This is a genomic window from Cellulomonas fimi (assembly GCF_012952065.1).
Taxonomy (GTDB): domain Bacteria; phylum Actinomycetota; class Actinomycetes; order Actinomycetales; family Cellulomonadaceae; genus Pengzhenrongella; species Pengzhenrongella fimi_A.
The window spans coordinates 235115-260830 of record NZ_JABCJJ010000001.1 but is presented as its reverse complement, the minus strand read 5'-3'; the positions used below and the strand labels follow the sequence as shown (position 1 = coordinate 260830).

At 72.9% G+C, this 25716-nt stretch carries 24 protein-coding genes and 4 tRNA genes; 8 read left to right on the top strand and 20 right to left on the bottom strand.

Annotation, left to right across the window (positions count from 1 at the left end; all coding sequences use genetic code 11):
• Positions 1-54: 54 nt before the first annotated feature.
• From rpoB to HIR71_RS01260, 6 genes are all read right to left on the bottom strand, one after another.
• Entirely contained in the window at positions 55-3558 is a 3504-nt protein-coding gene (gene rpoB / locus HIR71_RS01285; protein ID WP_169322777.1) for a DNA-directed RNA polymerase subunit beta, read from the bottom strand.
• Positions 3559-3868: 310 nt separating this feature from the next.
• The gene (gene rplL / locus HIR71_RS01280) at positions 3869-4261 is read right to left on the bottom strand and encodes a 50S ribosomal protein L7/L12 (protein ID WP_169322776.1); all 393 of its coding nucleotides are present in this window, start codon (positions 4259-4261) and stop codon (positions 3869-3871) included.
• Between the two features lie 84 nt (positions 4262-4345).
• A complete protein-coding gene (gene rplJ, locus HIR71_RS01275) occupies positions 4346-4885 on the bottom strand; it encodes a 50S ribosomal protein L10 (protein ID WP_169322775.1) in 540 nt (179 codons plus the stop codon).
• A 328-nt stretch (positions 4886-5213) separates the two neighbouring features.
• Positions 5214-7886: a CHAT domain-containing protein gene (locus tag HIR71_RS17310; protein ID WP_169322774.1), complete on the bottom strand. Its 2673-nt coding sequence runs from the start codon at positions 7884-7886 to the stop codon at positions 5214-5216.
• A 15-nt stretch (positions 7887-7901) separates the two neighbouring features.
• Positions 7902-8396, bottom strand: a complete 495-nt coding sequence (locus HIR71_RS01265; protein ID WP_169322773.1) for a carboxypeptidase regulatory-like domain-containing protein — start codon at positions 8394-8396, stop codon at positions 7902-7904.
• Entirely contained in the window at positions 8393-9022 is a 630-nt protein-coding gene (locus HIR71_RS01260; RefSeq protein WP_169322772.1) for an RNA polymerase sigma factor, read from the bottom strand. Before HIR71_RS01260 ends, HIR71_RS01265 begins: the two co-directional genes overlap by 4 nt.
• A 407-nt stretch (positions 9023-9429) precedes the next feature.
• Between HIR71_RS01260 and HIR71_RS01255 the strand changes: the two genes are divergently transcribed.
• Positions 9430-10950, top strand: a complete 1521-nt coding sequence (locus HIR71_RS01255) for a chymotrypsin family serine protease (protein ID WP_169322771.1) — start codon at positions 9430-9432, stop codon at positions 10948-10950.
• Between the two features lie 101 nt (positions 10951-11051).
• Here the strand turns inward: HIR71_RS01255 and rplA are convergent, their stop codons facing one another.
• From rplA to HIR71_RS01230, 5 genes are all read right to left on the bottom strand, one after another.
• Complete coding sequence (rplA, locus tag HIR71_RS01250; protein WP_169322770.1) at positions 11052-11774, bottom strand: 50S ribosomal protein L1; 723 nt, start codon at positions 11772-11774, stop codon at positions 11052-11054.
• A 304-nt stretch (positions 11775-12078) separates the two neighbouring features.
• A complete protein-coding gene (gene rplK, locus HIR71_RS01245) occupies positions 12079-12510 on the bottom strand; it encodes a 50S ribosomal protein L11 (protein ID WP_169322769.1) in 432 nt (143 codons plus the stop codon).
• Between the two features lie 76 nt (positions 12511-12586).
• Positions 12587-13366: a transcription termination/antitermination protein NusG gene (nusG, locus tag HIR71_RS01240; protein WP_169322768.1), complete on the bottom strand. Its 780-nt coding sequence runs from the start codon at positions 13364-13366 to the stop codon at positions 12587-12589.
• 84 nt (positions 13367-13450) lie between these two features.
• Complete coding sequence (secE, locus tag HIR71_RS01235; protein WP_169322767.1) at positions 13451-13744, bottom strand: preprotein translocase subunit SecE; 294 nt, start codon at positions 13742-13744, stop codon at positions 13451-13453.
• Between the two features lie 36 nt (positions 13745-13780).
• Positions 13781-13853, bottom strand: a tRNA-Trp gene (locus HIR71_RS01230).
• Between the two features lie 221 nt (positions 13854-14074).
• Between HIR71_RS01230 and HIR71_RS01225 the strand changes: the two genes are divergently transcribed.
• The 6 genes from HIR71_RS01225 (at position 14075) to HIR71_RS01200 (ending at position 19650) form a co-directional block, all read left to right on the top strand.
• Complete coding sequence (locus tag HIR71_RS01225; RefSeq protein WP_169322766.1) at positions 14075-15319, top strand: pyridoxal phosphate-dependent aminotransferase; 1245 nt, start codon at positions 14075-14077, stop codon at positions 15317-15319.
• Between the two features lie 66 nt (positions 15320-15385).
• Complete coding sequence (locus tag HIR71_RS01220) at positions 15386-16330, top strand: ABC transporter ATP-binding protein (protein ID WP_169322765.1); 945 nt, start codon at positions 15386-15388, stop codon at positions 16328-16330.
• Positions 16327-17205: an ABC transporter permease gene (locus tag HIR71_RS01215; protein WP_169322764.1), complete on the top strand. Its 879-nt coding sequence runs from the start codon at positions 16327-16329 to the stop codon at positions 17203-17205. The genes HIR71_RS01220 and HIR71_RS01215 overlap by 4 nt, the downstream gene beginning before the upstream one ends.
• Before the next feature lie 62 nt (positions 17206-17267).
• The gene (locus HIR71_RS01210; RefSeq protein WP_169322763.1) at positions 17268-18287 is read left to right on the top strand and encodes an adenosine deaminase; all 1020 of its coding nucleotides are present in this window, start codon (positions 17268-17270) and stop codon (positions 18285-18287) included.
• A gap of 62 nt (positions 18288-18349) precedes the next feature.
• Positions 18350-19258 carry a hypothetical protein gene (locus HIR71_RS01205; protein ID WP_169322762.1) on the top strand — a complete coding sequence of 303 codons (909 nt, stop codon included), beginning with the start codon at positions 18350-18352 and terminating at the stop codon, positions 19256-19258.
• The gene (locus HIR71_RS01200; protein WP_169322761.1) at positions 19255-19650 is read left to right on the top strand and encodes a GntR family transcriptional regulator; all 396 of its coding nucleotides are present in this window, start codon (positions 19255-19257) and stop codon (positions 19648-19650) included. The genes HIR71_RS01205 and HIR71_RS01200 overlap by 4 nt, the downstream gene beginning before the upstream one ends.
• Before the next feature lie 3 nt (positions 19651-19653).
• Here HIR71_RS01200 and HIR71_RS01195 read toward each other — a convergent pair whose 3' ends face one another.
• From HIR71_RS01195 to HIR71_RS01155, 9 genes are all read right to left on the bottom strand, one after another.
• Positions 19654-20820, bottom strand: coding sequence for a UDP-N-acetylmuramate dehydrogenase (locus HIR71_RS01195; protein WP_169322760.1), 1167 nt, complete (start codon positions 20818-20820; stop codon positions 19654-19656).
• A gap of 10 nt (positions 20821-20830) precedes the next feature.
• Positions 20831-22108: an MFS transporter gene (locus tag HIR71_RS01190; RefSeq protein WP_169322759.1), complete on the bottom strand. Its 1278-nt coding sequence runs from the start codon at positions 22106-22108 to the stop codon at positions 20831-20833.
• Positions 22109-22245: 137 nt separating this feature from the next.
• Positions 22246-22686 carry a MaoC family dehydratase gene (locus HIR71_RS01185; protein ID WP_169322758.1) on the bottom strand — a complete coding sequence of 147 codons (441 nt, stop codon included), beginning with the start codon at positions 22684-22686 and terminating at the stop codon, positions 22246-22248.
• A complete protein-coding gene (locus HIR71_RS01180; RefSeq protein ID WP_169322757.1) occupies positions 22683-23135 on the bottom strand; it encodes a MaoC family dehydratase N-terminal domain-containing protein in 453 nt (150 codons plus the stop codon). The genes HIR71_RS01185 and HIR71_RS01180 overlap by 4 nt, the downstream gene beginning before the upstream one ends.
• A gap of 35 nt (positions 23136-23170) precedes the next feature.
• The gene (rpmG, locus tag HIR71_RS01175; RefSeq protein WP_169322756.1) at positions 23171-23341 is read right to left on the bottom strand and encodes a 50S ribosomal protein L33; all 171 of its coding nucleotides are present in this window, start codon (positions 23339-23341) and stop codon (positions 23171-23173) included.
• Between the two features lie 110 nt (positions 23342-23451).
• Positions 23452-23525, bottom strand: a tRNA-Met gene (locus tag HIR71_RS01170).
• A gap of 49 nt (positions 23526-23574) precedes the next feature.
• Positions 23575-23647: transfer RNA gene (locus HIR71_RS01165), tRNA-Thr, on the bottom strand.
• 104 nt (positions 23648-23751) lie between these two features.
• Positions 23752-24489, bottom strand: a complete 738-nt coding sequence (locus tag HIR71_RS01160) for a glucose 1-dehydrogenase (protein ID WP_169322755.1) — start codon at positions 24487-24489, stop codon at positions 23752-23754.
• 439 nt (positions 24490-24928) lie between these two features.
• Positions 24929-25010, bottom strand: a tRNA-Tyr gene (locus tag HIR71_RS01155).
• A gap of 129 nt (positions 25011-25139) precedes the next feature.
• Here HIR71_RS01155 and HIR71_RS01150 point away from each other — a divergent pair.
• Positions 25140-25637, top strand: a complete 498-nt coding sequence (locus HIR71_RS01150) for a YajQ family cyclic di-GMP-binding protein (protein ID WP_169322754.1) — start codon at positions 25140-25142, stop codon at positions 25635-25637.
• Positions 25638-25716: the final 79 nt, after the last annotated feature.

Genomic DNA, 25716 nt, shown 5'->3' with positions numbered 1-25716 from the left:
CTACGTGACGGTCCCCGGCGCCGCCCCTGAGGGGCTGCGGCGCCGGGGCCGAGGTCAGATCTCTTCGATGCTGCTGGCGTTGGGTCGCCGGGAGAGGTCGATGCCGAGCTCTTCCGCCGCGCGGTAGACCTCGTCGTCGCTCTCCTTCATGTCGATCGACGTGCCGTCGGACGACAGCACCTCGACGTTCAGGCAGAGCGACTGCATCTCCTTGAGGAGGACCTTGAACGACTCCGGGATGCCCGAGTCGGGGATGTTCTCGCCCTTGACGATCGCCTCGTACACCTTGACGCGTCCGGGGACGTCGTCGGACTTGATGGTGAGGAGCTCCTGGAGCGTGTAGGCGGCGCCGTACGCCTCGAGGGCCCACACCTCCATCTCGCCGAACCGCTGACCGCCGAACTGCGCCTTACCACCCAGCGGCTGCTGCGTGATCATCGAGTACGGGCCGGTCGAGCGGGCGTGGATCTTGTCGTCCACCAGGTGGTGCAGCTTGAGGATGTACATGTAGCCGACGGCCACGGGCTCCGGGAACGGCTCGCCGGAGCGGCCGTCGAAGAGCCGCGCCTTGCCCGATCCGTCCACCATGCGGTCCCCGTCGCGGTTGGGGGTCGTCGCCGAGAGCAGCCCGGTGAGGGCCTCCTCCTGGACGCCGTCGAACACCGGGGTGGCGACCGGGACGCCCGGGGCGGACGACGCGGCGATGTCCGGCACGTGGGCCTTCCACGCGGCGTCCTCGACCTGGCTGATGTCCCAGCCCTGCTTCGCGACCCACCCGAGGTGGGTCTCGAGGACCTGGCCGACGTTCATGCGGCCCGGCACGCCGAGCGGGTTGAGGACCACGTCGACCGCGGTGCCGTCGGGCAGGAAGGGCATGTCCTCGACCGGCAGGATCTTGGAGATGACGCCCTTGTTGCCGTGCCGGCCGGCGAGCTTGTCGCCGTCGGTGATCTTGCGTCGCTGGGCGATGTAGACCCGGACCAGCTCGTTCACGCCGGCGGGGAGCTCGTCGCCGTCCTCGCGGTTGAACGTGCGGACCTCGATGACCGTGCCCGACTCGCCGTGCGGCACCTTGAGAGACGTGTCACGGACCTCGCGCGCCTTCTCGCCGAAGATCGCACGGAGCAGGCGCTCCTCGGGCGTGAGCTCGGTCTCACCCTTCGGCGTGACCTTGCCGACGAGGATGTCGCCCGCGACGACCTCGGCGCCGATGCGGATGATCCCGCGCTCGTCGAGGTCCGCGAGGACCTCCTCGGAGACGTTCGGGATGTCCCGCGTGATCTCCTCCGGGCCGAGCTTGGTGTCCCGCGCGTCGACCTCGTGCTCCTCGATGTGGATCGACGAGAGCACGTCGTCCTGCACGAGGCGCTGGCTGAGGATGATCGCGTCCTCGTAGTTGTGGCCCTCCCACGACATGAACGCGACGAGGAGGTTGCGGCCGAGCGCGAGCTCGCCCTCGTCGGTCGCCGGGCCGTCGGCCAGCACGGAGCCGACCTCGACGCGGGCGCCCTCCTCGACCACGACACGCTGGTTGTACGACGTGCCCTGGTTGGAGCGGCGGAACTTGGCGACGCGGTAGCTCGTGGTGGTCGCGTCGTCGTTGGCGACGACGATCAGGTCGGCCGAGACCTCGGTGACGACGCCGGCCTTGGTCGCGACGATCACGTCACCGGCGTCGACGGCCGCGCGACGCTCCATGCCGGTCCCGACGAGCGGGGCCTCGGAGCGGACGAGCGGCACGGCCTGGCGCTGCATGTTGGCGCCCATGAGCGCGCGGTTGGCGTCGTCGTGCTCGAGGAACGGGATGAGCGCGGTCGCGACCGAGACCATCTGGCGCGGCGACACGTCCATGTAGTCGACGACGTCACCGGGGACGACCTCGACCTCGCCACCCTTGCGGCGCACGAGGACGCGGTCCTCCTCGAACTCGCCGTTCGCCTTGAGCGGCGCGTTCGCCTGGGCGATGACGTAGCGGTCCTCGTCGTCGGCGGTGAGGTAGTGCACGTCGTCCGTGACCTTGCCGCCCACGACCTTGCGGTAGGGGGTCTCGACGAAACCGAACGGGTTGATCCGCCCGTACGTCGCGAGCGAGCCGATGAGGCCGATGTTCGGGCCCTCAGGGGTCTCGATCGGGCACATGCGGCCGTAGTGCGACGGGTGGACGTCACGGACCTCCATGCCGGCACGGTCGCGGGAGAGACCTCCCGGGCCGAGCGCGGACAGGCGCCGCTTGTGCGTCAGACCCGCGAGCGGGTTGTTCTGGTCCATGAACTGGGACAGCTGCGACGTCCCGAAGAACTCCTTGATCGACGCCACCACGGGGCGGATGTTGATCAGGGTCTGCGGGGTGATCGCCTCGACGTCCTGCGTGGTCATGCGCTCGCGCACGACTCGCTCCATGCGGGACAGCCCGGTGCGGACCTGGTTCTGGATCAGCTCGCCGACCGCGCGGATGCGACGGTTGCCGAAGTGGTCGATGTCGTCCGTCTCGACCCGGACCTCGATCGCCTCGCCGTTGCGCTGCCCCGGGAGCGTCGCGACGTCGGCGTGCAGGGCGGCGAGGTACTTGATCGTCGCCACGACGTCCGAGACCGAGAGCACGCTCTCGGTGAGCGGCGCGTCGATGCCGAGCTTCTTGTTGACCTTGTAGCGCCCGACCTTGGCCATGTCGTAGCGCTTCGGGTTGAAGTAGAAGTTCTCGAGCAGCGCGCGGCCGGCCTCGATCGTGGGCGGCTCGCCCGGGCGGATCTTGCGGTAGAGGTCGAGCAGCGCCTCGTCCTCGGTCGTGACGTGGTCCTTCTCGAGGGTGTCGATCACGGCGGGGAACTGGGCGAACTCCTCGCGGATCTGCGACTCGGTCATGCCGAGCGCCTTGAGGAGGACCGTGACGGACTGCTTGCGCTTGCGGTCGACGCGCACACCGACGGCGTCGCGCTTGTCGATCTCGAACTCGAGCCAGGCACCGCGGCTCGGGATGATCTTGGCGCTGAAGATGTCCTTGTCGGACGTCTTGTCGGCCGTGCGCTCGAAGTAGACGCCCGGTGAGCGGACGAGCTGGGAGACGACGACGCGCTCGGTGCCGTTGATGATGAACGTGCCACGCTCGGTCATCAGCGGGAAGTCGCCCATGAACACGGTCTGGCTCTTGATCTCACCCGTGGTGTAGTTCACGAACTCCGCGGTGACGAACAGCGGGGCCGCGTAGGTGAAGTCCTTCTCCTTGCACTCCTCGGCCGTGTACTTCGGCGGCTCGAAGCGGTGCTCGCGGAACGACAGGGACATGGAGCCGCCGAAGTCCTCGATCGGCGAGATCTCCTCGAAGATCTCCTCCAACCCGGCCGTCTCGGGGACGTCGGTGCGCCCGGCCTCGACAGCGGCGGCGACGCGCGCCTGCCACTTCTCGTTCCCGAGCAGCCAGTCGAAGTTCTCGGTCTGCAGGCCGAGGAGGTCGGGGACCTCGAGAGGCTCGTGGATCTTGGCGAATGAGACGCGACGGGACGCGGTGCGGTTCGCGATAGCGTCGACGGACGGTGCAGATGGGATGCGCGAGGCAGCCAAGAGGGGTCCTTCCCTGCGGATCGAGTGCACGCTGCGCAGGGCCCGGCGGGGCGCGACCCCCCGGCCTCGGACCGTCCGGACGTCGCGCACGAGGACGTCAGGAGTGGTCGGGTTATTCGGGGTCGCGGGCACAGGCCAGCGCAAAGCGCTAGCATAGCCGGTCCGGTGAGGGCTGTCCAACGAGCACGAGGCCCGCACCCGAGAAGGGTGCGGGCCTCGACTTCTGCAGGCCTCCGGGGGAGACCTCGGTACTACGAGCGCCCGTGCGGGCGCGGTGTCAGTCGCCGGTCAGTCGACGGTCACTCGACCGTCACTTGACGGTGACGGTGGCGCCGGCAGCCTCGAGCTGGCCCTTGGCCTTCTCGGCGGCCTCCTTGTTGACACCCTCGAGCACGGCCTTGGGGGCGGCGTCGACCAGGTCCTTGGCCTCCTTGAGGCCCAGGCTGGTGAGCACGCGCACCTCCTTGATGACCTGGATCTTCTTCTCGCCGGCGGCCTCGAGGACGACGTCGAACTCGTCCTTCTCCTCCTCGGCGGCGGCCTCAGCCGCACCGCCACCGGCGGCCGGGGCAGCAGCCGCGGCGACGGGGGCGGCCGCGGTGACCTCGAAGGTCTCCTCGAAGGCCTTCACGAAGTCGGAGAGCTCGATGAGCGTGAGCTCCTTGAAAGCGTTGATCAGCTCGTCGGTCGTGAGCTTCGCCATGGTGGCGTTCCTTCCGTGTCGTCTCCCGGAGCCGGGCGGGTGGCCTGGCGTCGGGCGGGTTGTGGTGCGCTTGAGCCGGTCGGCTCAGGCAGCGTCTTCTGCAGGCGCCGAGCCCTGCGTCTTCTCGCGCAGGGCGTCGATGGTGCGCACGGCCTGGGCCGTGGGCGCCGTGAAGAGGTACGCCGCCTGGAACAGCGACGCCTTGAACACGCCGGCCGCCTTGGCCAGCAGGACCTCACGGGACTCGAGGTCCGCGAGCTTGGTGACCTCCGCAGCGGTCAGGGTGCGTCCCTCGAGGACACCGCCCTTGATGACCAGTGCAGGGTTCGCCTTGGCGAAGTCACGCAGACCCTTGGCCGCCTCGACCGGGTCACCGGTCACGAAGGCGATCGCCGAGGGGCCGGCGAGGTGCGCGTCGAGTCCGTCGACGCCCGCCTCCTTGGCCGCGATGGCGGTCAGCGTGTTCTTCACCACGGCGTAGGTTGCGTTGCCGCTGAGCGCGCGCCGCAGCTGCTTGAGCTGGGCGACGGTGAGCCCGCGGTACTCGGTCAGCACGGCCGCGTTCGAGTCGCGGAACTGGTCCGTGAGCTCGGCGACTGCGGCTGCCTTGTCCGGCCTCGCCATGGCAATCCTTCCGATGGTGGTGCCACGGGTCGTCGCCTCGGTCACGAGCAGCGGGAGAAGCACGAAGAGCCCCGCGCAGGCGCGGGGCTCGGCACCCGGACATGGTCCGGGCTGCTGAACTCTCACCTGCGCCGGCCCCCGCTGCTGCGGGACTTCGGGCAGCCACGTCCGACCTGGAGGAAGGGGTGGCCGACGACCTGCGGTCTTGGGCAGCGACCAGAGTACGCGCCCGAGACCGTGCGGCCAAATCCGTCGGGCCGGGCCCCGCTCGTCGGACCGGGCCCCGCTCGTCGGTCCACCCACCGGTCGGATGGTGGTGGGGCGGAGCTCAGACGGAGGCGCCGAAGCAGACCAGCGGAGCCGGCGCGCCGCGGCCGGCGTCGACCTGCGTGGCCTGCGCGAGGGCGCGCGCCACGTCCCAGCCGTCCCGCAGCAGCGCGTGGGTGCGCGTCATGACCCGGAGCGCGACGTCGTCGGACAGCGGCGCGATCGCGGCCACGACCGCGCCGACACCGATGCGCAGCAGCACGCTCGCCAGTCCGAGCGCCTCCCCGCCCGGGCGGACCGACGTGCGCCCCACCTCGCAGGACGAGAGCAGCACGAGCTCGGGGGCGGCGCTGCCGTTGTCGAGCTCGTGCGCGAACAGCGGGCCGTCCGCCATGCGTACCGAGGAGAACAGCGGGTTGTCCGTCTCGTGCCGACCGTGCGCCGCGAGATGCACGACGCCGGGAGCCCGCAGCACACCGGCGACCTCCGCGCAGGTCGCCGCCGGTCCCGTCAGCACGACGCTGTCCGGCCAGCCCAGCGCGACCTGCTCGACCTCGAGCCGCGCGTGCTGGAGACCGGGGCCGGCGACGGCGCTCAGCCGCTGCTCCGCCAGGCCGGGGACGCCCACCGGACGCCGACCCGGTGGGACCGCGTGCGTCAGCCAGTGCCGGGCCGACGGCGCCACGACGGTCGGGCGGCCGACCCGGCTCCGGAGCATCGACCACGGGACGGCGGCGAGCCAGCCTCCGACCACGACGACGAGCTCCCCCGGTGCGGCCACCGCGTCGCACAGCGCGTCGTCGATCCGTCCGAGCGCACGCTGCAGCGACCCCTCGGCGGCTGCCCGGAGGCCGGCCGGCACGAGCGGGTTCGCGACGACCGGGAGGTCCGCGTGCGCGCGACGTGCCTGCTCGCGCAGCGGGCCGGCCGGCCCGAGGGGCACCAGCTGGGCTCCTCGCTGGGTCAGGCGTACGGCGGCGAGGTGGCCGCGGTGCTCGAGCACGCTCACGACCGTCGTGCCGGGGTGCGCGCCGAGCATCGCGACGAGCTCGCGCGCCCGGCCGGGCTCGTCGGCCGGGCCGGTGTCCCCCTCCTGCCACGAGCGTGCCTGGATGGCGTGCCTGAGCCGGAGCGCCTCGCGCCGCGCACGCTCGCGCTGGGGATCGGTGGCGGGCCGGCGGTCGAGCTCGCGCGACTGCTCGAGCAGCTGGCGGAGCTCCGCGAGGAGGGCCGCCGTGCCCGCGTCCGGGGGCGGGTTGACGCGGCGCGCCCCGCGGATGACCGCGCGGCTGCGTTCCGCGGCGTCGAGCACGACGTCGGCCCGCCCGCTCGCGAGCGCCATCCGCAGGTCGATCTCCGCGAGCGCGGCCCCGTGCACCGCGCTCGCGGTCCGCAGGTCGATCGAGCCGAACCGCGCCCGGTGCGCCGCCAGGTCGCGCTGCCCCGCGCGCACGTGCCGCGCGGCCCGGGCCCGGTCACCCGCCCGGAGGGCCAGCTCGGCTCGCAGGCGCTGGCCCTGGAGCCGGACACCGAGGGGCGCGCCCGCGGGCACGGCCCCGAGGGCGACCAGCCGCGAGCGCGCGTCGGCGCCGCTGCCCACCGTGACCTCGGCCTCGGTCCGGAGCATGCGCGCGACGTAGGCCCACTGGGTGCGCCCGGTGTCCGCGCAGGCGAGCTCGAGCTGCGCGCACCGCGTGGCGAGCCGGCGCCACGCGGTGCGGAGGGCGGGCGGGAGCTCGTCGGGTGCGGGGACGAGCCGGACCGAGAGATCACGCGTGCCGTTGCTGCCCGAGGTGCTCACGGCCTCACCCTCCCGGGTCAGGGCCGCGGCCTGCACCTGCAGCTCCAGCACCGTCGCGCGCACCGCCCACGCCTCGTCACCTCGGCGCTCGAACCGGCGCCGAGCCGCTGCGGCGAACCGCTGGGCGGCCGCGTGGTCGGCGCGGAGCAGCGCGCACTCGGCCCGCGCGAGCTCCGCCTCGGCGAGGTCGTGCGGGAGCCGGTCGGCCGCGAAGATCGCGGCCGCCTCGGCGAGCGTGGCGTCCGCGACGCCGACGAGCCCCGCCTCGACCAGGACGCGCGCCCGGTCCAGCAGCGCGATCGCGCGCGGGCCGCCCGGGTCGTTCTGCGACGCCTCCTCCATCCGGGCGAGCGACAGCGGCAGCCGACCCGCCAGGTACTCGAGGTACCCGAGGTTGTGGGACGCCTTGAACACGAGGAGCCCGAGGTCCGCCTCCTTGGAGCGACGCACGCACTCGGCCAGGTCCCGACGGGCGCGGGCCAGGTCACCGCGCTCGAGGTGGAGCACGCCGCGGTTGAGGAGCGCGCAGCAGGCGTCGATGACCTCCGCGCTGTCGATCTGGTCCACCGCGGTGTCGAGCTCGCGCAACGACGACTCGACGTCGCCCGCCCGCAGGTGCAGCAGGCCGCGGAGCCCCGCGACGGCCGGTTCGAGCCCGGGCCAGCCCGCGCCGTCGGCCGCGAGGTGGTCCAGCCGCTCGAGCTGCGCCGAGGCGTCCGCGCGCATCTCGAAGTCGCTCTTGGCGAGCTCGAGCACCGCTCGCGCCCGCACCCGGCCCACGTCGGCACCGCGACCCAGCGCGTCCAGGCGCACGAGCGCGGGGCGCAGCCGACGGGCCGCCGGAGCGGGACGACCGTCGGCGTTCTCGCCGGCGGCCAGCTCCACCTGGAGCGTCAGGGCGTCGAGCTCGCTCGACTCCGGACTGCTGCGCACCGCCCGAGGCACCGCCTACAGCTCGACCATGGGTGTCACGACGGGCACACCCGGCTCCTCCGCCCGGCGCATCACGAGCCGCGACGGTCCGCGCACCAGGTCCTCGAGCACGAACCGGCCCTCGTCGTCGGAGTCCGTGCTGGTGACCGTCCCGGCCTGGTGGAGCTCGACGGACAGCCGGCCCGCGGGAGTGACCCACCCGTCGAGGCGGACGACGTCGCCCTCCGCGTGGACGGTGATCATCACCGTCAGCACGTCCGTCGTGAAGGTGATCGTCTCGGCCTCGATGCTCGTCTCGTCCGCGCGGACACCCGCGGGAGCGGAGGCCACACGACGGAGCTCGGCGACCTCGGTGTGCAGCGCGTCGAGCGTCAGGGAGAACCCGATCCGGTCGACCAGGTCGGCGGGCACGGGATCGACGCGGGCCCACACCTCGGCGAGGCGGCCCAGCACGGCGCTGTCGGTGCCGTCCAGGGACGCGAGTGACCCGGTCGTGTCGTCGTAGGTCATCGGGCACCCCATGCCGGGTCGGCGGCCAGGGCCGCGCGGAGCTTCGCCAGGCAGCGGCCGCGGGTCGGGCCGATGCTCCCGACCGGCATGCCGAGCGACTGGGAGACCACCGCGTAGTCCGGCCGGTCGACCATGGCGACGAGCCGCAGCAGCGCGCGGCATCGTTCGGGCAGTGTCTGGACGTGGTCCCACAGGACGCGGTCGCGCTCCTCGCGCAGCACCGTCGCGTCAGGGGCGTCCTCGGTCGGTGTGACGACGAGCTCCATCGCGCGCTCGTCGGAGCTGGTGTGCGTCAGGTCGGAGCGTCGGCGCTGCACGGCGCGCCATGCGGACCGGCGCGCCGTCACGAGCATCCACTGGAGCGTCGCCATGGGGTCGCGGATGCTCCCGGCCTCCCGGAGCAGGGCGATCCAGACGCCCTGCACCACGTCCTGCGCCTCGTGCGCCGCGACGCCCTGGGCACGCACCGTGTGCCAGAGCAGCGGTGTGAGCTCGGCCACGAGCGCGGCGAGAGGCTCACGATCGCCGTCACGGAGCGCGACGACGGCGTCGGCCGCCTGGTCGGCGAGCGACCGGTCGCGGTGCGCCGTCTCGCTCGCGACAGGGCCGGCCTGGTCGTCGCTCATGGCGAACCTCCTGGATGGGTACCGCCCGGATGCGGGCCGCCCGGGCCGGAGCCGCCTGCGCCGGATCGGCGAGAGGGCGTCTCCGGTCAGGCTAGGACGAACAGGACACGTGGACAAGGACGATCCGGACGGCGTGCGCCCAGGCGGGGCGGCCGTCGCGTGGGGCGTGTGGTGGGTCATCGCAGGCAAGGAGCTCGGGACCCTTGCCCTGATACCCGGATCCGTGAGATGTATCAGCGACCGTGCGCGGCGCTCCTTGCGCACGGTCGGTGCGGGCGTTCGCCTGCCGGTCGCGAGTCGTGGTCCTGCGGGTCGTCCGGAGGCAGGGTCCAGGCAAGTTCCAGGCAGGGGGCCAGACAGGGGTCCAGGCAGGTCCAGGCAGGTCGTCAGCACAGGAAAGGTCGTCCATGACATCCGAGGGACCGGCGGACGAGCGGCAGCAGCGCTCGCGCATCCGCCCCGTCAAGCAGCGCGTCGAGAACGAGCTGATCAGCCGCCCCGGTGTCGTCGGGATCGACATCGGCGAGAAGGTCAGCGGCGGTGAGCGGACCGGCGTCGAGTCGATCGTCGTGTACGTCCAGCGCAAGCGGCCGCTCGAGGACGTCGCCGACGACGAGCGGGTGCCCGTCGAGATCGACGGCGTGCCGACCGACGTCGTCGAGAAGCGCATCCGCCTGCTCGCGGACGCGGTCAAGCTCGTCGCGCCCGAGGATCTCGTGGACGGTGCGGCCTACCGGCCCGTCGTCGGCGGGGTCAGCCTGGGTCCCGAGCGGCCGGTCCACCGCACGTCCCCGCAGGTGGAGAAGACCGGGTACTACACGTTCTCGGGCACCATCGGCGCGATCGTGACCGACCGGCTGTCGGGGCTCGCCCTCGCGCTGACGAACTACCACGTCGCCGCCGCCGACCCCCGGTGGCGGCGCGGGGACGTCCAGCTCCAGCCCTCCCGCGGCGACGAGGGCGATCCCGTGGAGGACCGGATCGGGACGCTCGCGCGTGCCGAGCTCTCGGACGAGGTCGACGCCGCCGTCGTGCTGCTCGATCCGGGGACGCCGTACTACCCCGCGATCCACGAGGTCGGTGAGGTGGCCGGCTCCGGCCCGGCCGTGCTCGGGCAGAAGGTGCGCAAGCGCGGACGGACGACCGGCCTGCGGCACGGGGTCGTGGGGTCGGTCGACCTCACCGTCGAGCTCGACTTCGGGGCTGCGGGCACGCGCGTGCTCCACAACCAGGTCCGCATCGACTCGAGCCCCGACGAGGGCTGGTTCTCCGACGGCGGCGACTCCGGCTCGGCCGTGGTGGACGACCGGCGGCGGATCGTCGGGCTCCTCTGCGCCGGCGACGAGGACGGGGAGTTCAGCATCGCCAACCCGATCGGGGCCGTGCTCGACGCGCTCGACGTCGACGTGCTGGTCGCACCTCGGGCGGGTGCCGGCGGCCGTGCGAACTCCGCCGGCCGTGCGGGCTCCGCCGGCCGTGGCGGCGGCAGCGGACGCGGCACCGCCGGCAGCGAGGCGGCCGACCGGGTCAGGACGCAGCCGACGACGGCGGGCGCAGCCGGCGCGACGACGTCCCGGCGGGTGTCAACGCAGTCGGTGGGAGGCGACGCGTACGGCGAGGGTGCCGACACCGACGGGATCGAGACCCAACCGTTCACCCAGCCGTTCACTCAGCCCTTCACGCAACCGTTCACCCAGCCGTTCACGCAACCCGTGATGCAGCCGTTCACGCAACCCTTCACCCAGCCGTTCACCCAGCCGTTCACGCAACCGTTCACCCAGCCGTTCACGCAACCGTTCACGCAGCCCTTCACCCAGCCGTTCGCGCAACCGGCGACCGCGCCGGCCGGGTCGGGCGAGGGTGCGCTCCGCGCGGCGTTCTGGTCGGGGTACCTGTTCGCGCTGCAGCAGCTCGACGGCGGCGCCTGATCGCCCGCGGGCGGCGGCCGGCCGCCGGCACGGACGCAGCAGGGCCCGGCGGTCGAGACCGCCGGGCCCTGCTGGTGCTGCTCTGCTGCCGAGAGGCGAGGTCAGGCGACCTCGTCCTCCTCCTCGGTCAGGCGGCGCGTCTTGTTCTGGTCCACGAGGATGCCGGGGCCGTTCGTCGTCGAGATCGTCGCCTTGGTGATGTAGCGGCCCTTGGACGCCGACGGCTTGAGCCGCAGCACCTCCTCGAGCGCCGCACCGTAGTTCTCCACGAGCTGCAGGTCGGTGAAGGAGACCTTCCCGATGATGAAGTGGAGGTTGGCGTGCTTGTCGACGCGGAACTCGATCTTGCCGCCCTTGATCTCGTTCACGGCCTTCGCGACGTCCATCGTCACCGTGCCGGTCTTCGGGTTCGGCATGAGCCCGCGCGGGCCCAGCACCTTCCCGAGACGCCCGACCTTGCCCATGAGGTCCGGCGTGGCGACGGCGGAGTCGAAGTCCGTGAAGCCTGCTGCGACGCGCTCGATGAGCTCGTCACCACCGACGATGTCCGCGCCCGCCTCGCGAGCCTGCTCGGCACGCTCACCCGTGGCGAAGACCAGGACCCGAGCGGTCTTGCCGGTGCCGTGCGGCAGGTTGACGGTGCCACGGACCATCTGGTCCGCCTTGCGGGGGTCGACCCCGAGGCGGAAGGCGACCTCGACGGTCGCGTCGAACGTGGCGACCGACGTGGTCTTGGCCAACCGGACGGCCTCGAGCGGCGCGTACAGGTGGTCCTTCTCGATCTTCTCCGCTGCGGCGAGGTACGCCTTGCTGCGCTTGGTCATCTGCTCTCTCCTTCTACGGCAGTCGTGGTGCGGGCCTGCGCCGGCCCTGCCACTTCCCGGCGCCGAGGGTCAGGCCGGGGTACTTCTTGGTGCCCGATGTCGCGGGGCGGGTCGTGCTGTTGTCTCGCCTCGGCCCGTTTGTGGGGCGGGGGTGCTTCGTGCGGTCGTGTCGTCTCAGCCGGCCGCAGGCCGGGCTACTTCGTGCGGTTGTGTCGCCGCAGCCCGCTGCCTTTTCGCTCGGGGTGCGCGTCGCCGGCTCTCCGGCAGGACTCGCTTCGCTCGTCCTACCTGCGAGCCGCCTCCTTCACCCCTCGACCTTGATGCCCATCGAGCGCGCCGTGCCGGCGATGATCTTCTCCGCCGACGCGAGGTCGTTGGCGTTGAGGTCCTCGAGCTTGGTCGAGGCGATCTCGCGCACCTGGTCGGCCGACAGGGTCGCGACCTTCACGGTGTGCGGCGTCGGCGAGCCCTTGTCGACGCCAGCGGCCTTCTTGATGAGCTCGGCGGCCGGCGGCGTCTTGGTGATGAACGTGAAGGAGCGGTCCTCGTAGACCGTGATCTCCACGGGCACGACGTTGCCGCGCTGCGACTCGGTCGCGGCGTTGTACGCCTTGCAGAACTCCATGATGTTGACGCCGTGCTGGCCCAGGGCGGGACCGATCGGCGGCGCCGGCGTGGCGGCCCCAGCCTTGATCTGGAGCTTGATCAGGCCGGAGACCTTCTTCTTGGGGGGCATGTCGGGTCCTTGCTTCGATGAACTTCGGTGAGTGGCACTGCCGACGACGCCGCGCGACGTCGTCGGAGGCGTCAGGTCAGATCTTGGCGACCTGGCCGAACGACAGCTCGACCGGGGTCTCCCGGCCGAAGATGGAGACGAGCACCTTGAGCTTCTGGCCCTCGGCGTTGATCTCCGAGATCGTGGCGGGCAGCGTGTCGAACGGACCGTCCGTGACCGTGACGGACTCGCCGACCGTGAAGTCGACCTTGATCTCGCTCGCGGCCTTGCCCGCAGCGGCGGCGGCCTGCGTCTTGGGAGCCAGCGTCGGGGCCAGCATCGAGAACACCTCGTCGAGCGTCAGCGGCACCGGCTGGTGGGTGTGGCCCACGAAGCCCGTGACGCCCGGCGTGTGGCGGACGGCGCCCCACGACTCGTCGGTCAGGTCCATGCGGACGAGGACGTAGCCGGGGATCCGGACGCGGCGCACGACCTTGCGCTGCGCGTTCTTGATCTCGGTGACCTCTTCCATGGGCACCTCGACCTGGAAGATGAAGTCCTCCATGTTGAGGCTCTGGATGCGGTTCTCCAGGTTGGCCTTCACGCGGTTCTCGTAACCCGCGTAGGAGTGGATGACGTACCAGTCGCCGGGAAGGCGCCGAAGCTCCTTCTTGAACTCGTCGACCGGGTCGACCTCCTCGGGGGCCTCGTCGACAGCGGGCTCGTCGACAGCGGTCTCGGCACCAGCGGGCTCGGCGGCCGCGTCGTCGTCCTCGGGCGCCGCGTCGACGTCTCCCGCCTCGACCGCCTCGACCGACGCCAGGGTGTCCTCGAGCTCCACCTCGGCGAGGGGCTGCTCCTGCGACTCCTGCGACACGTCCGGACCTGCTTTCTGAAGACCATCACTCATGAACAACTACTTCGACTCGGGGAACCGGTCGCCGACCGGGCTCGGGACCGGTCAGCCGCCGAACAACCACAGCGTGACCCGGCCGATGCCGAGGTCGAGCACCGTGATGAACGCCATCACGACGAGGACGAACACCAGGACCACCGAGGTGTACTGCAGCAGCTCGGACCGCGTCGGTCGGACGACCTTCTTGAGCTCGGCGATCACCTGACGCATGAAGAGGGCGATCCTGGCGAAGAGCCCGCGACGGGGCGCCTCCTTCGCCGGGCCGCTGCGCGCAGGCCTCGCCCCTTGCGCGGCGGCGCCTTCGGCACCGGACGCCGCAGCGGGTGCGGAATCGCTCACAGTGGGGTCCCTTGCCTCGTTCGTCGGGTGTCTACGCAGGGCAGGCGAGACTCGAACTCGCAACCGCCGGTTTTGGAGACCGGTGCGCTACCAATTGCGCCACTGCCCTTCGGTGCCGGTGGCCACCATGACTCACCGCACCGGACGCAGCAGGATACCTGCTCCCACCTGTTCCGAGGCACGACTGATCATGGCGGACGTCAACCACCGAGGGTCCACTGTACGCGAGGTCGTCAGCACGGTCGAACCGGCAGTCCCCACACTCCGCCCATGCCGCGCGCCCGGTGCCGCGTGAGAGCGCCCCCACCGGTGTCGGACCTCCGTGCCAGGATGTCGCGTGTGAGCGACGACACCCAGACCCCTGCCCCCGCGGCCGCTCGGCCGCGCGTCTCGACCCGCCTGGCGGCCATCGCGGAGTCCGCCACCCTCGCCGTGGATGCGAAGGCCAAGGCGCTCAAGGCGGCGGGCCGACCCGTCATCGGGTTCGGTGCCGGCGAGCCCGACTTCCCGACCCCCGGCTACATCGTCGACGCGGCGGTCGCGGCCGCCGTCGACCCGGTCAACCACCGCTACTCCCCCGCCGCCGGCCTGCCCGCCCTGCGCGAGGCGATCGCCGCGAAGACGCTCCGCGACTCCGGGTACGACGTGGCGCCGTCGTCCGTGCTGGTCACCAACGGCGGCAAGCAGGCCGTGTACCAGGCGTTCGCCGCCGTCGTCGACCCCGGTGACGAGGTGCTGCTGCCGGCGCCGTACTGGACGACCTACCCCGAGGCGATCCGCCTGGCCGGCGGCGTCCCGGTCGAGGTGTTCGCGGGCGTCGACCAGGAGTACCTCGTCACGGTCGAGCAGCTTGAGGCCGCGCGCACCGAGCGCACCAAGGTCCTCCTGTTCTGCTCGCCCTCGAACCCCACCGGCTCGGTGTACTCGCCGGAGCAGACGGCGGAGATCGGTCGCTGGGCGCTCGAGCACGGGATCTGGGTGATCACCGACGAGATCTACGAGCACCTGACGTACGACCACTCGGTGTTCACGCCGATGATCCGCGTGGTGCCCGAGCTCGCGGACACGACCATCGTGCTCAACGGTGTCGCGAAGACGTACGCCATGACCGGCTGGCGCGTGGGCTGGATGATCGGCCCGGCCGACGTCGTCAAGGCCGCGACGAACCTCCAGTCCCACCTGACCTCGAACGTCGCGAACGTGTCGCAGCGCGCGGCGATCGCGGCCGTGACCGGTGACCTCGCCGCGGTCGAGGCCATGCGTCTCGCGTTCGACCGCCGACGCCGGACGATGGTCGAGATGCTCACGCAGATCGACGGGGTCGAGTGCCCGATGCCGCAGGGCGCCTTCTACGCCTACCCGAGCGTCGAGGGGGTGCTCGGTCGCACGATCCGCGGCACGACGCCGACGACGTCGGCCGAGCTCGCCGCCCTCATCCTCGACGAGGCGGAGGTGGCGGTCGTGCCCGGGGAGGCGTTCGGTCCGAGCGGGTACCTGCGGCTGTCGTACGCGCTCGGCGACGACGACCTGGTGGAGGGCGTCTCGCGCATCCAGCGGCTGCTCGACGAGGGCTGAGCTCTCATCTCGTCCCGGGACCTCGAACCTCTCCCGCCGAGCATCCGCGCAGGCCAGAGTGGGGGCATGACCTCCTCCGACTCCCCCGCGACCGACGCCGCCGTGGTGGTCCGCGGGCTGCGCAAGAGCTACGGCAGCAAGCACGCCGTCGACGGCCTGGACCTGACCGTGGAGCGTGGCGAGGTCGTCGCGATCCTGGGTCCCAACGGAGCCGGCAAGACGACGACGGTCGAGATCCTCGAGGGGTTCCGCGACCGCGACGCGGGCGAGGTGTCGGTGCTCGGCGTCGACCCCGCGACGGCCGGCCGCTCGTGGCGCGCCCGGATCGGCGTCGTGCTGCAGACCATGAACGACCAGGCCGAGCTCACGGTCGGCGAGCTGGTCCGGCACTTCGCGCGGTACTACCCCGACCCGCGCGACCCCGCGGAGCTCATCGAGGCGGTCGGGCTCACCGACAAGATCGGGACGCGGACGCGCCAGCTGTCGGGTGGCCAGCGCCGGCGGCTCGACGTGGCGCTCGGCATCGTCGGGCATCCCGAGCTGCTGTTCCTCGACGAGCCGACCACCGGCTTCGACCCGCAGGCGCGTCGGTCCTTCTGGGACCTCGTCGCGGGCCTGCGGGACGCGGGGACCACGATCCTGCTGACCACCCACTACCTGGACGAGGCCGAGCAGCTCGCCGACCGGGTCGCCGTCGTGCGCGACGGCCGCCTCGTGGCCCTCGGGGCGCCGCACGAGCTGGGCGGCCCCGAGGCGCGGCGCGCCGTCGTGCGCTGGTCCGAGCCGGCCGCCGAGGGTGGCCCACCGCGTCCGCGCCAGGAACGCACGGCGACCCCGACGGCGTTCGTGCGCGCGCTGGCCGCTCGGCTCGGCGCCGGTCCGGGAGACGAGATCCCCGACCTGCAGGTGGTGCGCCCGAGCCTCGAGGACGTGTACCTCGGGCTGATCGGCGAGCCGGCCGCCACCGGCCCCGTCATGGCCACCGCCGCGCTGGACGGAGAGCCGTCATGACCACGCCCACGCAGGCCCGGCGCCCGGGAGCCGCCCCGACGCGCACCCGCACCGGCGCGGGGCGATTGCCCTCGACGCTCGCGATCGGCTGGTCGCGCGTCGGGATCGAGCTGCGCCAGTTCTTCCGCGAGCGCGACGCGGTGATCTTCATCTTCGCGTACCCGATCATCATGCTGGCGATCTTCGCGACGGTGTTCGGGCAGGACGACGGCCGCGTCGGCCCGCCGCCCGGCATCCCGTTCGCGCAGTACTTCCTGCCCGGGATGGTCGCGACCGGCGTCATGCTGTCGAGCTTCCAGAACCTCGCCATCACGATCGCGAGCGAGCGCGACGACGGTGGCCTCAAGCGGCTGCGCGCCACGCCGATGCCGGCGACGTCGTACTTCCTGGGCAAGGTCGGGCAGGTACTCCTGACGTCGATCGTGCAGGCGGCGCTGCTGCTCGTAGTGGCGGCCACCCTCTTCGACGTGCCGATGCCGGACACCGCGGGCCGCTGGTGGACGTTCGTGTGGATCTTCGCGCTCGGCACGGCGACCGGGTGCGTCTGCGGCATCGGCTTCTCGGCGGTGCCACGGTCGGGGCGCGCGGCGAGCGCCGTCGTGACGCCCGTGGTGCTCGTGCTGCAGTTCATCTCGGGCGTCTTCTTCCAGTACGACCAGCTGCCGACCTGGATGCAGCAGGTCGCGTCGCTCTTCCCGCTCAAGTGGATGGCGCAGGGCATGCGGTCGGTCTTCCTGCCCGAGGGCGCGGAGGCGGGCGAGGTGTCCGGGTCCTGGGAGCACGGCGCGACCGCGGCGGTGCTCCTGGCGTACCTGGTGGTGGGGCTCGTGCTCGGGGTGCGGACGTTCCGCTGGCGGCGGCGCGACGACGGCTGACGGGCTCCCACGCGGTCCAGGGTGCGCGCGACGACGGCTGAGTGCCCTGGCAGACTCGCCGCGTGCGCGACCTGGCCCTGCTCCCCAAGGCGCACCTCCACCTGCACTTCACCGGGTCGATGCGCGTCTCGACCCTCGCGGAGCTCGCGGACGCGGCCGGGGTGCGCCTGCCGGCCGCGCTGCTCGACGGCGACCCGCTCCGCGTCCCCGCCAACGAGCGCGGCTGGTTCCGGTTCCAGCGCCTGTACGACGCCGCGCGGTCCGTCGTGCGGTCGGAGGAGACCATGCGGCGGATCGTCGCGGAGGCGGCGGCCGACGACGCCGCGGAGGGCTCCGGCCGCCTGGAGATCCAGGTCGACCCGACGTCGTACGCCCCGTACGTGGGCGGGCTCACCCCGGCGCTCGAGATCGTGCTCGACGCGGCGCGCCGGGCGAGCGCAGCGACCGGGATCGAGGTCGCGGTGATCGTGGCGTCGTCCCGGATGCGGCACCCGCTCGAGGCGCGCACGCTCGCTCGGCTCGCGGCGCGGCACGCGGGCACCGGGCCGGGCGAGGTGGTCGGGTTCGGGCTGAGCAACGACGAGCGACGGGGCGAGACCGCGGAGTTCGCCCCCGCCTTCGCGATCGCGCGACGCGCGGGCCTCGCGTCCGTCCCGCACGGGGGCGAGCTCCTCGGGCCGGCCCACGTGGAGGACGTCCTGGGGCACCTGCGTCCCGACCGCCTGGGGCACGGCGTCCGCTCGGCCGAGGACCCGCGGGTGCTCGACCGGGTCGTCTCCGAGGGGGTCGCGCTCGAGGTCTGCCCGGCGTCGAACGTCTCCCTCGGCGTGTACCCCGAGGCGAACCACGTCCCGCTGCGCACCCTGGTCGAGGCGGGCGCGACCGTGGCGCTCGGGGCCGACGACCCGCTGCTGTTCGGCTCCCGCCTGGTGCACCAGTACGAGACCGCGCGCGACGTGCTGGGGTTCTCCGACGCGGACGTGGCCGAGCTGGCGCGCGGCTCCATCAACGCCTCGCGCGCGAGCGGCGGCACCAAGCAGACGCTGCTGGCCGGCGTGGACGCGTGGCTCGCCCCGGCTTGACACGACTTCGCGCGTGCATCAATGTATCGACTCATTGATTCATTGAGGCCTGAGGAGACGCCGTGGCCACCGCAGCACTGCTCCTGATGCTCGTCCCCCTGCTGCTGGCGGGCGCCGTGGCTGCGCTCCTCGTCGCCATGAGCAGCCGCGGGTCCGACCCGGGTGCGACGCGGTCCGAGACGGCCGTCGCGGCACGCCGGCATGCGGCCCAGGTCCTGGCCGCGGCGTGGCTCGTGCTGGTCACCGCGGTCCTGCTCGCACCGCTCACGATCGCGGTGCCGACCGGCCTCGGCGCCGGGGTCGCGATCGCGCTGACCCCCGCCGCCGCCGGCGTGCTGTTCCTCGGCGTGCTCGCGGTGGGAGAGCTCACCTGGCCGCGCCCCCGCGGCGCGCTCCGGACCGCGCCGCTGGTCCGGCGCACGGTCGCGGACGTCGCACCCGGTGCGCTCCGGAGAATCCTCTGGGCCTGGGCGCTCCTGCTCCTCGTCACCCTGGTCGCCTGCGGGTTGGTGGCGGCCGACGACGGCCGCGCGTTCGAGACCGTCATGACGGACGCGCAGGGCGTCGTCGTGCCCGGCCGGCGCAGCGGCCCCTTCCCCGGGTGGTTCTACGGGCGCCCGCTGCTCGGTGCGACCGCCGTCGTGGTGGCGGCGACCGAGGGCGTGCTGCGGCTCATCGCCCGTCGGCCCGCCGTGGCCAACGCGCCCGACGGTTTCGACGGCGGCCTGCGCAGGGTGTCCGCCGCGCGGACCCTGCGTGGCGCCCAGCTCGTGCTCGGGCTCACGCTCGTCGGCGTGCTGGCCGTCGGCGGCATGGTCCTGAGGCAGCACGACGTCGTCGTCGGCTGGCCGATGCTCGTGCTCGCGGCCGCGGTGGGGGTGGTCACGCTGGTGGTCGCACTGATCCCCGTCGCGGCGCCGGCGGTGGCCGTGGGCGAGCCGGCTCTGGGGCCCGACAGCGCACCGGCATGAGCCTCCAGGTCGCGGTGGACCTGACGTCCGGCGTCCCGCCCTACGAGCAGATCCGCAGTCAGGTCGTCGCGCACGCCTCGGCCGGCCGGCTCCGGGCCGGCGACCGGCTGCCCACGATCCGTGCGCTCGCGGCCGACCTCGGCGTCGCGGCGGGGACGGTCGCCCGCGCGTACCGCGAGCTGGAGACGGCGGGGGTGGTGACGACGCGGCGTCGGACCGGGACGGTCGTGGCGCGCGGCGCACCCGCCGTCGACGACGCGCTCGACGCGGCCGTGCGCCGGCTGGTCACGACCGCGCGGACGGCCGGGCTGGGGGACGAGGGCGTCCTGGACCTCGTCCGCGGCGCGCTGCTCGCACCCGAGGTGCCGTCCCCCGAGGTCACGTCCCCGTAGGAGTCAGACCACCTCGTCCAGCGAGCAGCCGACCAGCACCGGTTCGGGCTCCAGGACGACGCCGAACCGGTCCCGCACCCCGTCGCGGACGGTCCGCGCGAGGGCGAGCAGCTCCGTCGTCGTGCCCCCGCCCCGGTTCGTCAGGGCGAGCGTGTGCTTCGTGGAGAGCCCGACCGGGCCGGGCAGGCCGTACCCGCGGCCGAAGCCGGCGCGCTCGATGAGCCACGCTGCGCTCGTCTTGACGTGTGCGGCGTGGCCGTCCGTGGCGGACGCAGCGGCCGCCGACGGCGCCGGCCGCACCGGGTACCGGGGCGCGTCGTCGGGCAGCCTGGCGGCCTGGTCCGGCTCGAGGACCGGGTTCGTGAAGAACGAACCGGCGCTCCAGGTGTCGGGGTCGGCGTCGTCGAGCACCATGCCCTTGCCACGGCGCAGCTCGAGGACCGCCGCGCGGACGTCGGGCGTGCGCGCACGCTCGCCCACCGCGATCCCGAGCCGGCGCGCGAGCTCGGGGTAGACGACCGGCCCGGACAGGTCGCCGAGGTACATCTGCAGGCTGACGTCGAGCACGACGTACCGCGGCGTCGGCCCCCAGGGACTGCCGGGGTCGTGGAGCGAGCGCTTGAGCACCGAGGTGCGGTAGCCGAAGCCGAGGTCCACGAGCGGCAGCGTGCGGACCCGCGCACGCTCGCGGTCCCACACGCGCACGGTCGACACCACGCCCGAGAGCTCCTGCCCGTACGCGCCGATGTTCTGCACCGGCGCCGCCCCGACCGAGCCCGGGATGCCCGCGAGCGCCTCGACGCCCAGCCACCCCTCCTCGACCGCGCGAGCGACCAGGTCGTCCCACACCTCGCCCGCAGGGACGCGGATGCTCGCGCCGCCGCACGTGTCCGCCGACTCCACGACGACCCCGCGCCGGGCGTCACGGACCACGACACCCGGGAACCCGGCGTCGGCCACCACGAGGTTGGACCCGCCGCCGACGACGAGCAGCGGCTCCCCGGCGGCGTCGGCGGCCTGGACGGCCTCGAGCAGCTCGGCCTCCGTCGTCGTCTCCACGAACCGCCCGACGGGACCGCCGAGGCGCAGCGTGGTCAGCTCGGCCATCGTCGGGACCGGCTCGTGCGTGCTCGGCTCCTGGGCGCTCGCGGCGAGGGCGTCGAGAGTCATGCTGCCCAGGCTACGCCCGGGGATCGACGCGCTCGGGGCTCCCTGCGGCCGCCCGCCGAGCGGCGGCGCCGCGGGGAGCGGCCGCCGGCAGCACGAGCAGGCCGATGACCACCGGCACCGCGATCGCCAGGAGCGCTTGGCGGTACCCGACGTGCTGCGCGAGCAGCCCGAGGAGCGGCGGCCCGGCCAGGAACGCCGTGTACCCGATCGTCGAGACGACGCTCACGCGTGCCGCAGCGCGCAGCGGCTCGTCGCTCGCCGCGCTCATGCCCACCGGGAACCCGAGGGCGGCGCCGAAGCCCCACAGCACGACGCCGACCAGCGCGAGCCAGAGGCTCGGCGCCAGGCCGAACAGGAGCAGCCCGACGAGGGACAGCACGGCCGTGGCCCGGAGCACGACGATGCGCCCGTACCGGTCCAGCAGCCCCGTGCCGAGCAGCCGCATGCCGGTCATGGCCGTGACGAACAGCGCGAACGTGAGCGCGCCGGTCGCGTGGCTCTGGTCGAACCCGTCGACGACGGCGAGGCTCACCCAGTCGTTCGCGGCCCCCTCCGTGAGGGCCGCGGCGAGGACGACGACGCCGATGAGCAGGGTCCGCGGCTCGAGCCAGGCCCCGAACGTGTGCCGGGCGCCGCGGTGGACCGGCGTCGCAGGCGACGCGCCCAGGACGCCGTCGGCCCCTCCGCCCGGAGCGGTCCCGCGTGCCGCCGCCTCCGCACCCGCGGGCAGGAACCGCTGCACGCAGGCGAGGACGAGCGCGAGGCTCGTGCCGACGGTCACGGCGAGGTGGGCCAGCACCGACGCGTCGAGGTACGCCGCCAGGGCACCGGCCCCGGCGCCGGCCATCGTCCCGAACGAGAAGCCCGCGTGGAACCGCGGCATGATCGAGCGCCCCAGCCGCTGCTCGACGGCCGCGCCCTCGAGGTTCATGGCCGCGTCCCAGACGCCGGTGCCGACCCCGAAGACCACGAGCCCCACCCCGACCACGACGATGCGCCCGAGGTCCACGCCCGCGGCAGCGATGAGCAGCCCCGCGGTGTTGATCGACGCGAAGATCGCGACCGTGCGCCGCGCGCCGAGCCGCTGGACGACGAGCCCCGACAGCGGCAGCGCGCCGATCGACCCCAGCGACCCGATCAGCAGCAGGATGCCCACCCGGTCGGGGGTCAGCTCGAGCTCGTCACGCAGCGCGGGGATGCGGGCGGCCCAGTTCGCGAAGTTGAACCCGTTGAGCGCGAAGACGAGGAAGACGGCGAGCGAGGCCTGCCGGACGGTGTCGCGGCTCATCGGGGGGTCCCGTCAGGGACGCACGCGCTCGGGCGGTGCAGGCGTGGCATCGGCGGTTTCCCTGCGTTGTCAGACGTGGCGGGACACGGAGCCCGCGTCGAGCCTGACACGGGCGAGGTGGTGGTGTCGGAGGCGCGTCAGAGGCGGACGGTCGCCTGGGCGCGGCCGAGGACGCGGACCCCGTCGCACGTGGCCGTGAGGTCGACGCGCGCCGTCCCGGCGTCGGCGTCGATCGCGCCGACCGTCCCGGACACCTCGACGACGGCGACGCCCGGGTCGGGCACCGGGACGGGCCGCGTGAAGCGCACCTGGTAGTCGACGACGGCGCCCGGGTCGCCCGCCCAGGCGCTCACGAGCTCCACCGCGGCGCCCATGGTCCACATGCCGTGCGCGATGACGCCCGGCAGGCCGACCTCGGTCGCGAACCGCTCGTTCCAGTGGATCGGGTTGAAGTCGCCGCTCGCGCCGGCGTACCGGACGAGGCGGGTGCGGTCGACCTCGATGCTGCGGGTCCCGACCGGGTCGCCGACCGAGAGCCCGGTGAGCGTGGGCCGGGTCGCCTGCGCGTCGCCGGTCATGCGCCCTGCGCCCCGCGGATCGCGAGGGTGGACACCACGGTCGCGACGGGGGCGCCGTCGTCGGCGGCGATCTCCGCGCGGGTGGTGACCATGGCGAGACCCGCGCGCTCGACGACCGAGTCGACGTGCAGGACGGTGACCAGCCGGTCGCCCGCGTGGATCGGGCGGTGGTGGGTGAAGCGCTCGTCGGCGTGCACGACCCGGGTGAAGTCGATGCCCGCCTCGGGGTCGGCGATCAGCTGGCTCTCGGCACGCTGCGCGACGACGACGGCGAACGTGGGCGGCGCGATGACGTCCGGGTACCCGAGGGCGCGGGCGGCCTCGGGGTCGCGGTGCGCGGGGTGGCTCGCCCCGACGGCGTCCGCGAACTCACGGATCTTCTCCCGACCGACCTCGTAGGCCAAGTTCGGTGGGTACTCGCGGCCTGCGTACGCGGCGTTGACCGGCATGCGTGCTCGCCTGTTGCTCGCCTGGTGGCGAGGCGTCAGCGGGTCTCGCGGTGGACGGTGTGCTTGCCGTCGCGCGGGCAGAACTTCTTCAGCTCGAGCCGGTCGGGGTTGTTGCGACGGTTCTTCTTCGTGATGTAGTTCCGCTCCTTGCAGTCCACGCACGCAAGCGTGATCTTCGGGCGGACGTCAGCGCTCTTGCTGGCCACTTCGAGCCTTCTCTCACATCTCGCGCCGCACGTGCGGCGCTCGTCTTCTTCGCACAGCACACCGCCGGCCGGCGTGCTGCTGTCATGTCCGTGCTGCTGTCAGATCTCGGTAGCGGGGGCGGGACTCGAACCCGCGACACCACGATTATGAGCCGTGTGCTCTAACCACCTGAGCTACCCCGCCGAGCCGGCGGACGGCCGACGCACGTGGCGTCGGCCGCACCTCCGAACAGAGCCCCGAAAGGGAATCGAACCCTTGACCTTCTCCTTACCATGGAGACGCTCTGCCGACTGAGCTATCGGGGCAGCGCGAGCAAGGTTACACGGACGCGGGCGCGCCCGCGAAATCCTCTGGGGACCTCGCGGGCACGCCCGCCGTCGTCGTGGCAGCCGGGCCGCGACGGGCCGCGTCAGCGCACCGTGCCGAGCACCAGCCCGCCGTCGACCGCGAGCTCCGCGCCGGTGATGTTCGCCGCCTCGTCGCTCGCGAGGAACGCGACCGCCGCCGCGATCTCCTCGGGCTCCCCGATGCGCGTGACGGCCTGGCCGGCGTACGCGCTCGGGTCGTCCGCGCCCGCCGCCATCGGGGTGCGCACGCCGCCCGGGTGGATCGAGTTCACGCGGATGCCGCTGTGTCCCAGGTCCATCGCCGCCGACTTCGTCAGGCCCCGCAGTCCCCACTTGCTCGCCGAGTACGCCGGGAGGTTCTGCATGCCGACCAGCCCAGCCGCCGACGAGATGTTCACGATGGCGCCCTTGCCGGCCGCCTTCATGTCAGGCGCCACGGCGCGGATGCCGAGGAACGCGCCGGTGAGGTTGACGTCGAGCACCCGCCGGAACGTCTCCGGGTCGGTCTGGTCGATCGGTCCCCACGCGAGGATGCCGGCGTTGTTGACCAGCACGTCGACCGGCCCGAACGCCTCGTGCGCCGCGAGCACGGCCTTCTCCCAGGCCATCTCGTCGCTCACGTCGAGGTCGACGAAGACGACCTTGTCGCCCAGCTCGTCCGCGAGCGCCTGGCCCTCCTCGACCAGCACGTCGCCGATGACGACGCTCGCGCCCTCATCGACCAGGCGCCGGACCTCGGCCTCGCCCATCCCCCGTGCACCGCCGGTGACGATCGCCACCCTGCCGTCGAACCGTCCCATCACGAGCTCCTGCCCGACCGGACGTCAGGCCGGTCGATCGGCCGCCGAGCTGCTCTCTCGCCTCCCGTGCGGCGTTGTCGTCTGCGTTCTCCACGCTAGGTGCGACCGGACGCGCGGGACCCGGACCGAGGTCCCGGATGGGGTGGCGTGCGGGGGGCCGGGGGTCGGTCCGCGCGGAGCACGGGACTCGTGAGGCGCACGGGGCGGGACGACGGCGGATCGACCGCTCTCCAGCCCCACGCGCCACATGCTCCGCGCGGAAGGGCAGGCCGCGAGCATGGCCGGGACAGGTGGGCCGGGCAGGGCCGGGTCAGCCGGGCAGTGCCGGGTCAGCCGGGCAGGGCCGGGTCAGTCGGGCAGGGCCGGGCGAGCGGGCCGGGCCGCGGCGCGGCGGGCGGACGCGAACGGGGCGCCCTCTGACGAGGGCGCCCCGTGTCGGTGGCGGGTGAGGGATTCGAACCCCCGTAGGCGTTGCCAGCTGATTTACAGTCAGCCCCCTTTGGCCACTCGGGTAACCCGCCGGGCCGTCGCGGCGCTCCTGGGAAGAGCGTCGCGAGTGGTGCGGGTGGAAGGATAGCAACACCCGGGCGGGTGCCACGAACCGCCCCCGACGCCGCGCCCCGGCGCGGCCACCAGCACCTGGAGGAGCCATGGCGAGCGAGTCGTCGTTCGACGTCGTCAGCAAGGTCGACCGGCAGGAGGTCGACAACGCCCTGAACCAGGCCGGCAAGGAGATCGCCCAGCGGTACGACTTCAAGAACGTCGGCGCCTCGATCGCCTGGAGCGGCGAGAAGATCGTGATGATCGCCAACGCGCCCGAGCGGGTCCTCGCGATCCTCGACGTGTTCGAGACCAAGCTCATCAAGCGAGGCATCTCGCTCAAGTCGCTCGACACGGGCGACAAGGAGCCGAGGCTCTCCGGCAAGGAGTACCGCCTCGAGGCCTCCGTCAAGGAGGGCCTGAGCAGCGAGAACGCGAAGAAGATCAGCAAGATCATCCGCGACGAGGGCCCCAAGGGTGTCAAGGCGCAGATCACCGGCGACGAGCTGCGCGTCTCGGCCAAGAGCCGCGACGACCTGCAGTCGGTGATCGCCCTGCTCAAGGAGTCGGACCTCGACGTCGCGCTCCAGTTCGTCAACTACCGCTGAGCGCCGCGGCTCGACCGGCGGCGTGGGACGGCGGCGCGGACCGGCGGCGTGGGACGGCGGCGCGGGACGGCCACGGCGC